At 56.7% G+C, this 12239-nt stretch carries 11 protein-coding genes; 4 read left to right on the plus strand and 7 right to left on the minus strand.

Annotated elements, in window-relative coordinates; translation table 11 throughout:
• Positions 1–317 precede the first annotated feature (317 nt).
• The 4 genes from glnA to ntrC all read left to right on the plus strand — a co-directional run bounded on the left by glnA (position 318) and on the right by ntrC (position 5197).
• Positions 318–1721: a glutamate--ammonia ligase gene (gene glnA / locus D777_RS17145; RefSeq protein WP_036134846.1), complete on the plus strand. Its 1404-nt coding sequence runs from the start codon at positions 318–320 to the stop codon at positions 1719–1721.
• 174 nt (positions 1722–1895) lie between these two features.
• Positions 1896–2435, plus strand: a complete 540-nt coding sequence (locus tag D777_RS17150) for a DUF4124 domain-containing protein (RefSeq protein WP_036134849.1) — start codon at positions 1896–1898, stop codon at positions 2433–2435.
• Positions 2436–2678: 243 nt separating this feature from the next.
• Positions 2679–3773 (plus strand): nitrogen regulation protein NR(II), encoded by a 1095-nt coding sequence (glnL, locus tag D777_RS17155; protein WP_036134851.1) that lies wholly within the window; start codon positions 2679–2681, stop codon positions 3771–3773.
• Positions 3770–5197: a nitrogen regulation protein NR(I) gene (gene ntrC / locus D777_RS17160; RefSeq protein ID WP_036134853.1), complete on the plus strand. Its 1428-nt coding sequence runs from the start codon at positions 3770–3772 to the stop codon at positions 5195–5197. The genes glnL and ntrC overlap by 4 nt, the downstream gene beginning before the upstream one ends.
• 70 nt (positions 5198–5267) lie before the next feature.
• Here ntrC and D777_RS17165 read toward each other — a convergent pair whose 3' ends face one another.
• The 7 genes from D777_RS17165 to D777_RS17195 all read right to left on the minus strand — a co-directional run bounded on the left by D777_RS17165 (position 5268) and on the right by D777_RS17195 (position 12208).
• Positions 5268–8963 carry a DUF6701 domain-containing protein gene (locus tag D777_RS17165; protein WP_036134856.1) on the minus strand — a complete coding sequence of 1232 codons (3696 nt, stop codon included), beginning with the start codon at positions 8961–8963 and terminating at the stop codon, positions 5268–5270.
• The gene (locus D777_RS17170; protein ID WP_227501828.1) at positions 8960–9316 is read right to left on the minus strand and encodes a hypothetical protein; all 357 of its coding nucleotides are present in this window, start codon (positions 9314–9316) and stop codon (positions 8960–8962) included. Before D777_RS17170 ends, D777_RS17165 begins: the two co-directional genes overlap by 4 nt.
• Positions 9317–9362: 46 nt before the next feature.
• Complete coding sequence (locus D777_RS17175; RefSeq protein WP_036134862.1) at positions 9363–10148, minus strand: PulJ/GspJ family protein; 786 nt, start codon at positions 10146–10148, stop codon at positions 9363–9365.
• On the minus strand, positions 10148–10648 hold the full coding sequence (locus D777_RS17180) for a type IV pilus modification PilV family protein (protein WP_406564793.1): 501 nt from the start codon (positions 10646–10648) through the stop codon (positions 10148–10150). Before D777_RS17180 ends, D777_RS17175 begins: the two co-directional genes overlap by 1 nt.
• The gene (locus D777_RS17185) at positions 10636–11097 is read right to left on the minus strand and encodes a prepilin-type N-terminal cleavage/methylation domain-containing protein (RefSeq protein ID WP_036134868.1); all 462 of its coding nucleotides are present in this window, start codon (positions 11095–11097) and stop codon (positions 10636–10638) included. Before D777_RS17185 ends, D777_RS17180 begins: the two co-directional genes overlap by 13 nt.
• 79 nt (positions 11098–11176) lie before the next feature.
• Complete coding sequence (locus D777_RS18285; protein WP_036134871.1) at positions 11177–11665, minus strand: type II secretion system protein; 489 nt, start codon at positions 11663–11665, stop codon at positions 11177–11179.
• A gap of 36 nt (positions 11666–11701) precedes the next feature.
• Positions 11702–12208 carry a prepilin-type N-terminal cleavage/methylation domain-containing protein gene (locus tag D777_RS17195; protein WP_036134874.1) on the minus strand — a complete coding sequence of 169 codons (507 nt, stop codon included), beginning with the start codon at positions 12206–12208 and terminating at the stop codon, positions 11702–11704.
• Positions 12209–12239 lie beyond the last annotated feature (31 nt).

A 12239-nucleotide genomic window follows, 5' to 3' on the forward strand; every position in this document is an offset into this window, starting at 1 on the left:
ACGCACCACAATGTCGCAAACCCGAAATTAATGCACCATATCTGTGCACACCATGCCCTTTTTTCAGGCGCCGCCCCACCCACTTATGCCTCAACCGCCCCCGAAGTCCTTGTTTTCCCGAAACTTGAGGTTATGCCCCAAAAATTGGCAAGGGCCTTGCTTTGCTCAATGCAGCCGAAATTTGCAGGCCACTTGCTCAAGTTTTTGATAAGCTGCGCAAACCTGAAAACAGATCGGGACTCGGGCTTTCTGAGCGATCCGGCACAACGAACATGAAACAGGCCCGCCAGAGCGGGATAACCGATGGAGCATGCACAATGTCCAAGACAGTTGATTTGATCAAAGAACACGAAGTCAAATGGGTAGATCTGCGCTTTACCGACAGCCGTGGTAAGGAACAGCACGTTACACTGCCCGCCACTGAGGTCGACGAAGATTTCTTCACCGATGGCAAGATGTTCGACGGCTCCTCAATTGCTGGCTGGAAGGGCATTAACGAATCCGACATGATCCTGATGCCGGATGACGAAACCTCCGTACTCGATCCGTTCACCGAAGAAACCACGATCAACATTACCTGCAATATCGTAGAGCCTTCTACTATGCAGGGTTACGAGCGTGACCCGCGCTCCGTCGCCAAGCGCGCAGAAGAGTATCTGAAGTCTACCGGCATTGCAGACGGCGCCCTGTTTGGCCCGGAGCCCGAATTCTTTGTTTTTGATTCCGTAAAATGGGAAGTGGACATGAAGGGCGCGAGCTACTCCATCCACTCCGAGGAAGCAGCGTGGGTTTCCGGCGAAGACTTCGACCGCAACAACATCGGTCACCGCCCTGGCGTAAAAGGCGGCTACTTCCCGGTTCCGCCAGTGGACAGCCTGCACGACCTGCGTGGCGCCATGTGTGCCGCCATGGAATCCATGGGTCTGGAAATCGAAGTACATCACCACGAAGTAGGTACTGCTGGCCAGTGTGAAATCGGCGTTGGCGCCAACACCCTGACTCGCAAGGCTGACGAAGTTCAGATCCTGAAATACTGCGTACACAACGTTGCTCACGCTTACGGTAAGACCGCCACCTTCATGCCCAAGCCAGTTGTTGGCGATAACGGTTCCGGCATGCACGTGCACATGTCCCTGAGCAAGGACGGCAAGAACCTGTTCGCAGGTGACAGCTACGCTGGCCTGAGCGAAGCAGCACTGTACTACATCGGCGGTGTCATCAAGCACGCCAAGGCTATCAATGCCTTTACCAACAGCTCCACCAACTCATACAAGCGTCTGGTTCCTGGCTTCGAAGCACCTGTTATGCTGGCATACTCTGCCCGTAACCGCTCTGCCTCCATCCGTATCCCGTACGTGAACAGCCCGAAAGCGCGTCGTATCGAAGTGCGTTTCCCGGATGCTTCCGCCAACCCGTACCTGGCTTTCGCAGCCCTGATGATGGCTGGCCTCGACGGCATCCAGAACAAGATCCACCCTGGCGATGCCATGGACAAGGATCTGTACGACCTGCCGAAAGAGGAAGCCCTGAGCATCCCGACCGTCGCAGAGACTTTCCAGGAAGCTCTGGACGCGCTGCAGGAAGACCACGAGTTCCTGACCCGTGGCGGCGTGTTCACTGAAGACATGATTGCCGGCTACATCGACCTGAAGCGTGGCGAAGTTGAGAAACTGAACATGACCACTCACCCGGTCGAGTTCGATCTCTACTACTCCTGCTAATACCTCCCGGGACACCGGGTTATGAAAGCCCCGCCTTGTGCGGGGCTTTTTTTGTGACCTGGGTCTCACCCATCCGCAGCCCTTAACGATATGTAACCTACAACCTTCCGCGCAGGCGTTGAAATGACAACGGGGGCCACCGATAATCGAGAAAAATCTTAAAAAGGTGTGCGTATGAACTCGAGTCACGGCCTACTTGCGGCCACATTGATCGCACTGAGCGGCCCCGTCTCAGCCGAGGTCTACCGCAACGTTGACCAGTACGGGAATGTCACCTATTCCGATGAGCCCTCAAAGGGTGCAGAGACCGTTGACGTCAAACCCGTCACCACCATCACCCTGCCAAAGCCTCAGAATGTGCAAAAGACGGACGAACTTCGGAAAGAGGTTGAGCGAGAGGGCTCCGTGTACGACAGCGTCTCCTTTGTGTATCCGGAAAACAATCAGGCCTTTCAGAGTGGCAGTGGTGACGTTCAGTTTGAAATCCGGAGTACGCCCGACCTGCAGAAAGGCCACAAATACGAAGTGACTCTGGATGGCCAGCCCGTCGGACAAACCGCTGCAGGCTCAATCACCGTGAACAATGTCTTTCGCGGCACCCATACAGCCAGAGTTCATATCATCGATGAAAATGGCATCCAGGTTAAAACCGGGCCATCAATCACGTTCACCGTACACCGTCCGGTCGTAAACAAGCGCCAACCGAAACAATAACGCTCCATTTTGGTGCGCCCGCACCATAAAAAAGCCATACTGTGACCAGCAACAGGGCGACTTTCCCGGGCTGGTCCTTCCCCTCCTCCGGAATTGCACCAGCTTACGGCACGCTATCGCTGGCGCAGGCACCCATGCCCGCACTTCGCTCATTAATTTGTCCAACAAAATGGAAAGTGGTTCGCTTTTTGCAAAATCACTTAGGTCATCAAGTTCACCATGTCGGACGTACGGAACGCATTCATGCCACTGCCCAAGGCCTACAGCAACGGATATAAAAGCATTCTCGATAGCCTGACGACGGCAGTGCTGGTTCTGGAAGATAATCTCAACATCCGATATCTGAACCCGTCAGCAGAAAGCCTCTTTGAAACAAGTCTGACTCGCAGCCAGGGACTGCCCTTCTCTGACATCCTGGTCGACTCTGAAGATGCACTGAAAACGCTGCGAGCAGCTTCGCAAAACGGCCAGTCCTACACCCGAAGAGAGGCCGAATTTCTGCTCACCAGTGGCTGCCGTCTGACAGTCGACTATTCAGTAACTCCCATCAGTCTGGAGCCCACCGAGCTCCTGATCGAGATTCAGCCCAGGGATCGCCTACTGAGAATCAGCCGCGAAGAAGACATGATTTCGCAACAAGAAACCACCCGGATTCTGGTACGCGGTATGGCCCATGAGATCAAGAACCCGCTTGGCGGCATCCGGGGCGCCGCCCAACTGCTGGACCGCGAATTGAACGACGAGGATCAGCGCGAATACACACGGGTGATCATCGACGAAGCTGACCGTCTGAGAAGCCTCGTTGACAGAATGCTCGGCCCGAACAAAGCACTGAAGCTTGCCGAAACCAACATTCATGAAGTCCTGGAGCGGGTCGGCACTTTACTGGAAGCGGAAAGCAAAGGGCGTCTCGTATTCCGCCGAGATTACGACCCGAGCATCCCGGAATTTCTTGGCGACAAGGAACAACTGATTCAGGCTTTCCTCAACATTGCCCGCAACGCCATGGAAGCGGCGTTCGAAAACCAGTCCGGGCCCAGCAGCGACGAACCACCGACCATCACGTTTCGTACCCGAACACTTCGACAGTTTACGATCGGTCATCGCCGTCACCGACTGGTATGCCGAGTTGACGTTATCGATAACGGTCCCGGTATTCCGCCGGATCTTCTACAGAATATCTTCTATCCGATGATCAGTGGCCGTGCCAGCGGTACCGGCCTGGGACTATCCATTACCCAGAGCATCATCGGACAACATCACGGCCTGGTTGAATGCGAGAGCGAGCCAGGCCAAACCGATTTCATCATCTTCCTGCCCCTGGAGGACACCCCATGAGCCAACCGGCAAACGTCTGGATTATCGACGACGACAAGAGTATTCGCTGGGTGCTGGAGCGCGCCCTTACCCAGGCCGGTATGGAGCCCCGCGTTTTTGACAGCGGCGAAAGCATCATGATGCGCCTTGAACACGAGCAGCCTGATGCCATCATCAGCGACGTCCGGATGCCGGGCGTCGATGGCATCACCCTGCTCTCTCAAATTGTCGATGCTCACCCGGACGTCCCGGTGATCATCATGACCGCCCACTCCGATCTCGAGAGCGCCGTAACCAGTTACCAGACGGGTGCGTTTGAGTACTTGCCAAAGCCCTTTGACGTCGACGATGCTGTTGCCCTGGTGAAACGGGCCGTCGCCCATAGCCACGAAAAACGAGCAAATGCGGAACCACAACCCGAGAATGTCGCCCGTAGCGCCGAGATTATCGGCGAAGCACCGGCCATGCAGGAAGTTTTCCGCGCTATCGGCCGCTTGTCACACTCCAACATCACCGTCCTGATCAACGGCGAAAGCGGCACTGGTAAGGAACTGGTTGCCCAGGCGCTTCACAATCACAGCCCTCGGGCGAAGCATCCGTTTATCGCACTCAACATGGCCGCAATCCCCAAGGATCTGATTGAATCGGAACTCTTCGGCCACGAGAAAGGCGCCTTTACCGGCGCCGGGGCGGCGCGCCAGGGCAGGTTCGAGCAATCCAACGGCGGCACCCTGTTCCTTGATGAGATCGGCGACATGCCCGCCGATACACAGACTCGCCTGCTCCGTGTACTTGCTGATGGTGAGTTCTATCGGGTCGGTGGCACCACGCCAATAAAAGTGGATGTTCGAATCATTGCCGCAACGCATCAGGACCTGGAAAAGCTCGTACAGGACGGTTCTTTCCGGGAAGACCTTTTCCACCGGCTGAACGTGATCCGCGTCCATCTGCCAAAGCTGGCTGAGCGAAGAGAGGACATTCCCAGGCTCATGGAGCATTTCCTCAAGCGAGCGGCGAAGGAACTGGCGGTGGAACCCAAGATTCTCCGCCCGGATGCCGAGGAATACCTTACAACCCTGCCGTGGCCCGGCAACGTTCGACAGCTGGAAAACACATGCCGCTGGCTGACCGTCATGGCGAGCGGCCGTGAAATCCATATCGACGACCTTCCACCCGAACTTTTACATCAGGCTGAAACGCCAGCCACCGGCGCGACGTGGCAGGAAGGATTGCGCAGCTGGGCCGAGCAGGAACTGAAGCGTGGCAAGAAAGGCATTCTCGACACTGCGGTTCCGGAATTTGAGAGGATTATGATCGAAACGGCCCTGAAACATACCGGTGGACGCAGACGCGACGCATCGGTGCTACTGGGCTGGGGGCGGAATACACTGACCCGAAAAATCAACGAACTAGGGCTTGATCACCCTGAAAGCGACGAAGACTGAGAGACCGCTCTATTCCTTTTGGGGCGAGTCCACCTGACTCGCCCTCTCTTCAATCTCCGCTCCATCGGCATTACCGCTCCCGCCAGTAGATTACCCGATCATGCCCGCGGTACACGCCAAACGTAGCCAGCCCAGTGGGATCCTCGTTGGCGCCATCCCCATCCCAGTCATACTCCAGCCAGCTATCCACATCCCAGACCAATGTGTCAGTCCCCGTGGTCCCATTAGGAATCAGGCGTAAGGGCGAAGCCTGACCCAGCGAGAATATGCCACTGGAGGGCGCCGTCGAATCCAGCGCATGGTGGTTTTCTGTGTTGCTGAGAAACGACGTATCCCATCCCGAGCAGCTATCAGCCGCGTGCCGTGCAAACCGCGCTCCGTTCCAATATTCGAGACGATAGGGCATGGTCAGCTCAGCAATGTTTTCGGGTCCGTATACATTCTCCATCGCCCAGCGACCATACCGGATCTCAAAGTTAGCCAGGGGTGAGAATACATAGGGCGCACCATCGGCACTGACCCCATCCGAGTCAGAAACATCAGTGACGCTCCAGCTGAGTTGCGGCCTGAACGGTGCGACCTGAGCCAACGCTGTTTTGTCGAACACAAGCCTATCCGCAAGAGAGAAGTCATACCGTAATTCTCCGTTGCCCAACGTGGAAGTGGGCGTCGTGAGGGTTCCGATTGCCGGAACCGTCGTTATAGTCGTCAAAGCCCCTGACTGGTCGGTGGCCATCTGATCTGTTACCGGGTACAGGCGATCGATGTCTGAAGCAACCAGTTTCTGAAAGCCCGGGAACGTGTAATTCCGCGTGACACCACCCTGCACAGACAACGGCTGAATCCTCAATTGCGGGGGCAGCATCCAGGTAAAACTCTGCCCTGTGTACACAAACGCTACGCCCGAGTTGCAGGCCGCACCTAGTTCTCCTGCATCAATCGCTACATTGAACCGATCCGGATAGAAGCGCCCAACAGGCAAGCTCGTCCCTCCAGGAACATCCCGGCCCAGATAGCTCCCAGCCGCTGGCTGTGCATCAAATCGGAAGACACCAACCTCTGAGACCTCGGTAGCCACGGTCTCGGTGGCGGACACCGAACGGGTATGAGAATAACTTGCCGGGCTCACCACACCTGGAGCGCCACCAACCGGGGCTTCCAGGCTCGCCGAAAGGGGGATCGTCAACAGGCGGAAGTTTGGCGTCGCTGGGTTTCCCGTACACAAAGCCGAATCTGCATCCGATTCCCAACCGACCGCTGTAATCTTAAGATCAAAGACCTGCCCGGCTTTACGGAAGGCCGCGCAACTGGCATCACCGGCGGCGCAGTCGCCCGCAGACGCCACGCAGAATCCGGCCGGCACACTGACAAAGCTATCAGCTCCCGGGAGGATCAGACCATCGTCTCCGGTCGCTGTCGACCCCACGTAACGAGCGTCAAGGTTAAGCAAACCTGCATCAGGGTACTGCACCTCAATTTCCGCTACACCGCCAGCACCGAACTGCAAATCCACACTTGTGGCACTGCCCTGTCCAGAACCAATGGCAATACCGTCAATGGACATTTGCCGTGACACCGGTCGACCGTTCGGGCCTGGATCAACATAGGTCGACCAGAACTTAACCGATTTCTGCTCATTCTCGAAGGCCGGCACACAGGCATCGCTCTGATCATCCCTGCGGACCGCCCGGACCTGGACAGGAGATTCAGGCCTGTGTGACGTCAGGTCAGGAATATCAAACGCCAGACCGGCATCAAAAAATTCCAGTCCACAGTTTCCACTATCCAAACCGCTGCCGTTGTCACACAGTGTCTGGGAGAATGCTCGAGCCGGTGGCCTGGATGCAGCAACACCCAGTAAAACGGTTCCCGGCGAGGTCTTCTGGAGCTCGCGAGTCGCCTGGCCGCCGGAAAACGTAAAGCTGTCACCCCCAACCCAACCGTTCGGACTCAAAGTCACATCCACGGGATCGGTAAACAGGGTATTACAACTGGCGTCGCTGCAGGCGCGAACCATGACACTTTCCGGCTGACACGTCAGCGCCACGCCATCGTGCACGATTTCAAAATGATCGACCCGGGCTCCCATCGGGTTGAGCTGCAGCGCGCAGAGCTGAAAATCATCAAGTTCGTGTATGTTGGTGCTACCCCCGGTCGAACCAGTCAACGACAGCAGGAAATTCTCGGGAACTGCCGCCTGTCCGGTTTCGGCCAGAGCATTGAACGGTGCAATCAATTCCTGATAGCCACTACCAATGTCCCGCTCCACAGACACCAGCGCCTGCCCCGTGGCCCGTGAATCCACAACGATCCGATATCGATGTGGCGAGTTTGCTCCCGTGGCATCAATACCAGGGTTCAGAGAACCGGTACCGGCCAAGTAACGGTAACCACTTGTTCCAGATCCTGACCCGCGAATAGACACAGAATCCTGAATGCGGCGCGGACCACCCTGGCGCCCTTCCGTAGGGGCAGAAAAATTGCCATACTCATCAATACCAACTCCGAGCCAGCCGCCGGCAAAACCGCTATCGCCATTGTCACGTTGGGCATACCCGAGCGACCCACCAAAGCTCCCCGGCTGAGGCGTAACGGCCGCATCCGATAACACCACGGCAATACCATCTGCCCCGCTACCGCCATAGGCGTAATAATCAAACTCGAGAATAACCAGATTATTGGCACCGGGCAGCAATCGTTGCAGCGTGGCTGCGGTTGACTGATTGGCCCGAGCTTCGGTCATGCGAAGACGTCCATTAACGGCAGTCGGTGTAAAACTGCCGCTTGAAACCGACGTAATCCAGTCCGCTGGATCCAGACTGCCGACCGAGTAATCTGCCGAAAAACAGGTCGTCGCGCGTCCAGCAACCACATCCATTCGGTCCTGCCCGTAGGGTTGGGCAGCCCCGCAGAAAAAGCCCAGAAAGCAATCCCGATACTCGACCTCAACCGCCACCTCGAACGTTCCGGCAGCCGGAAACGACGTAGTGAGCGTCACCGGCGAGCGATCGCAACTGCTGGCTGTTGTGTAATTTGTCTGCGACAGAAGAGCACCGTCGACCGTCCAGACCTCTCGCCATTGCCGGGAGTACAATGCGCCTGGGTCGGTGCATCCAATCGTTTCAACCGACAATGACACCGGGTCACCCACGTTCACATTGACCGGCCCCAGCGACTGGCCTTCAACCAACAAATCCACGAGGGGACTGCACAGGTCACCCAGCAGCTCGGGCGTAACTGCACCCTGATCATGAGTGAATACGGTATTTTGCCGCAGGACAATCCCCGCCTCGCTGGCAATCACCCCTTCAACGTTTGAATTGTTCCGTAGGTCAACATCATTACGGGCGTAGATAACCCCGTTAAAGAAACTGTTGTTCCGAATACTCAGAGCGCCGTCGACCACCAGAAGCAGTTGCCCGGCCGTGCCTGCACGATTGATTTCCGAGTCGTTGCCAAAGCTCAGGTCACTATCGACAAAAATCCTAACCGTTGCACCTGCCTGAACACTGAGCGCATAGTTGTTCGGAAGCACACCACCCTGATAATAATAGTCGCCGCTGCTCAGCGCCGTACCCGATGATGGCCAGGCCTGCGCGACAGGCCAACCGGTGGGGTCGATATCCAGTTGCTGATCCGTTCCAAGGTTCTCGTTCAGGCCATCAGCTGCTGAAAACACATCCTGACAGGCCGCGCCGAGGACCACATTGCTGAACACCAAACACAGGATCAGCACAAAACACTTTCGGACCATCAAACTGTTCATCGCACTCGCACCTCAACACGACGCACCGACTGGTCCGGGCCGGCACCACATTGACCAACGCTGGTGATCGTATAAACCGTATTTCCTCCCGGACCACTGATATTTGCGGTGACTGACTCGCATGTCAGATCGGACCGACATCCAGAAAGAGCACCGGTATTGAATACGAGAGGCGTCGAAAGCGCAGAGCAACTGGCGCCATCCAGCACTCTCGCAACCGCCACCTGGGCACCACTCTCGGCCGAGTAAAATGCTCTCTGGGACTGGATCTGCAGGCTCACTGACTCCCCCGTTGCCTGCTGCATCTGAGCCATACCGACCACCACCAGCGCCAGCACTGTAATGACAAACAAGGCGATGGGTAGTCCCGCTCCCCCCTGACGGAGCGGTCCAGAAAAACTATGGCACATTTCGGACCTGAACCTCCTGACTGATAGCGGTCGACTCACCGGTATCCGGGTCTTCGAGCACGAAACGGAAGGACACGACGGCACCACGCTGCAGGCTGGGCGGCGTGACCTGAAACCTCAGCGATCCACTGCTCAGGTTTGCGGCAATGACCTCGCGCCCAGGAAAGTTGGCCGGCAGCCCACTCGCGGGTATCGAGTTGATGCCATAGTTGCGATAGCGAAAAAGAAAGCCCCCGGACTGACAGACCGACACCGGGTCCCCAATCACATAGAAACGCCGTTGTGGCGACTGGGTCGTGAAACGGTGCGTTGCTCCGGAATCGAACGTGACCGTCACCGGTGAGGGGCCAGATGGCACCGTGGCAGGCGGCGACACAGGACCGGGACTCCCCGAGCTGTATACATCTGCACCGTAGCCATACACAACAACTCGTCCGGATGCCGAAGCCCCACCCGGTAGAGGAACCGCCTCAAACGAATCCGGGGTTGGGCCCGCCGGCAAGTTAAGGTAGTTGGATGCAGCAAGAACGGGCATCCATTCGAGGCACGTACCGCTGGCATTGGTCCGAAGGGACGTTGGCAAGGCTTCCCGAACGCTCCGGGTCAGTTGCTCGCTAACCACAACACCCGTCAATGAACGCTGTTGGCGAGCACTTACATCAAGTGCTCCCCGCGTCGACAGGCTCACGAACTGTACGGAAATGGTAGCCACAATTGCCAGCAGGACAATCACGATTACCAGTTCGATCAAGGTGAATCCCGATAGGCGACGCATCAGAAATTGGCCCTGTAAGCAGAGAAGGCAAAAGAGTGACCACCGGGCGCAGCAATTTGCAGGTCAATCCGTTTGGCGTCCGATGAAGCCAGTCCGACCTCAACACCAGCACAGCTCACCCTGATACTGATGGAGAATCCTTGGTACCCGTTAAGCGACGCTCCCGTTGCAGAAGAGGGCGCCCCGGTCAGCCCGTCGTAGTCATCCACATCATCAAACGTTGAACGGCTCTCAGCACCTTCGGGTCCAATGGTGCAGGCGCCGGAGTACTTTGGCACACCGCCCTGCGGCGTCTGTTCATCGTACTTGCGAGCCAGAATTTCATCCATGTAGAGCTGAGCCAGCTTGATGGCCCGGGTCTCATTGAGTGGATCGGCGCTGCGGCCTGCAATCAGGGAAAAGGCGCCAACGACACCGGCAATGGCAACGCTGATGATCACAATGGTGATCACCAGTTCCACAAGCGTTGCTCCCTGCTGAGTGCGTCTCAAGGCTGGCACCCCCCGGAATAGACCGCTCCACGGGAGCTGATACAGGACTGGAAGGTCGAATCTCCGGAAAATGTCAGCGTCAGGTTAGTTCCGGAAGCCGGAACACCATCGGTTCCAAAAGAGAGGGTACGTGGCAACCCACCGGCGACGGACAGGGACGCTCCCTCCCGAGCGATGGTGAACACCCGGGGCGATGCCGAAGAGGGGCCGACCGTGAACCGGAAGGCATCGCTCGTCTGCGATATCAGCAAATCGCTGCCGGCGTTGCCCGCCAGCGCTGCTTGCTGAGCAAGCAGCGTGGCGGAGGCAAGTTGCTGACTGGCGAGTAAAGGCGAAAAAGCCCTTTTTGATGCGAAAAGACTGACACCAAGAGCTGACAGGGTCCCGACAAGAATGATCACAACCACAAGCTCTACTAGGGTAAAGCCTCTGTTTATTGTAGTGGCCACTCTGAACATGTATGGCACTCTATAACAGCCGCTGACTTTTTCGCCCGATAGTCTCACCTTCTAGCCCACCCAAAAGGAAAGCGAGGTATCAGCAGTCATCCACATTACGACTATCAACAGTTCCGTCTGCCTGATCGTACGCGAAGGAACACTCCCCTGCGGTACTGTCGCCATCCCGATCGGCTGACACGCTGTCAGCGACTGTAATCGTCACGACACCACCGCTTGCGGTACCAACGGTAAAGTCGTTTGTATCGAGCTGAGCTGCCGCACCGATTCCTCCGGTCGCCGCTGTCGGAAACCCATTCCCAGTGGCAGAGTTATCGATTGCCACAGAAACACCATCAAGCGAAACCGTGGCAGCACTATTGCCATCGGCTAGCCAGCGAGCATGAGCGATCGCTGCTCCTGATTTCACGGCGCCAATTGCTCCGTCAAGCGTGGCGACTCGAGCATCGCTGCCCAGATTTGCAAACCTGGGCAAGGCAAACGCGGCCAGAATACCCAGAATAACAATCACCATCACCAGTTCGATGAGTGTGAAACCCTGCTCTTTTTTCGCTGATATTGCGTTCATGGTACTTCTCCGTTTCTATGTCGGTTATGTAAATGCTCAATTGATCGTTGTGCTGATTTCGCCATTGTCGGCGTCGTATTCGATGGTGCTGCCCTGACCGTCAGCCTGGTATGTGAACACACAGTTTCCGCCGGTTACTGTGATTGCGTAGTCCGGGTCCGTACCGGCCACGGTTGGTGCATTGGACTGAAGCACCCCCTCCCAGACTTCCTGGCAGGTCGCTGCAGTCATCGTTGAGCTGGTACTACCTGCCGTTCCTGTAGGCCAGCCCTCATCGCTGACATCAATGTCATCGTTTCCAAACCCCTGAACATTCGTTGTTGCAGCGGTAAAACCGTTGGAGACCCATTGCGTTTTCGCCAGAGCGACACCCGCCGCCAGAGCGCCCGACGTTGCCCGAATACTCGACTGGTGGGCCTGTTCCGACAATTGCGCAAACCGGGGCAGCGCAAACGCGGCGAGAATCGCCAGGATGGCAATCACAACCACCAGTTCTATTAAGGTGAATCCCTGGTGCCCGTGCTTTACTCCAACTTGCCTCATAGTCTCCCCACTCATGCGTGTCTGCTTCATC

The organism is Marinobacter nitratireducens (assembly GCF_000708045.1).
Classification (GTDB): domain Bacteria; phylum Pseudomonadota; class Gammaproteobacteria; order Pseudomonadales; family Oleiphilaceae; genus Marinobacter; species Marinobacter nitratireducens.

Excerpts from the sequence above, each read along its gene's own strand:
- D777_RS17150 (WP_036134849.1), top strand. The coding sequence starts at position 1,896 with ATGAACTCGAGTCACGGCCTACTTGCGGCCACATTGATCGCACTGAGC.
- glnL (WP_036134851.1), top strand. The coding sequence starts at position 2,679 with ATGCCACTGCCCAAGGCCTACAGCAACGGATATAAAAGCATTCTCGAT.
- glnA (WP_036134846.1), top strand. The coding sequence starts at position 318 with ATGTCCAAGACAGTTGATTTGATCAAAGAACACGAAGTCAAATGGGTA.
- D777_RS17185 (WP_036134868.1), bottom strand. The coding sequence starts at position 11,097 with ATGTTCAGAGTGGCCACTACAATAAACAGAGGCTTTACCCTAGTAGAG.
- D777_RS17165 (WP_036134856.1), bottom strand. The coding sequence starts at position 8,963 with ATGAACAGTTTGATGGTCCGAAAGTGTTTTGTGCTGATCCTGTGTTTG.
- D777_RS18285 (WP_036134871.1), bottom strand. The coding sequence starts at position 11,665 with ATGAACGCAATATCAGCGAAAAAAGAGCAGGGTTTCACACTCATCGAA.
- ntrC (WP_036134853.1), top strand. The coding sequence starts at position 3,770 with ATGAGCCAACCGGCAAACGTCTGGATTATCGACGACGACAAGAGTATT.
- D777_RS17195 (WP_036134874.1), bottom strand. The coding sequence starts at position 12,208 with ATGAGGCAAGTTGGAGTAAAGCACGGGCACCAGGGATTCACCTTAATA.
- D777_RS17175 (WP_036134862.1), bottom strand. The coding sequence starts at position 10,148 with ATGCGTCGCCTATCGGGATTCACCTTGATCGAACTGGTAATCGTGATT.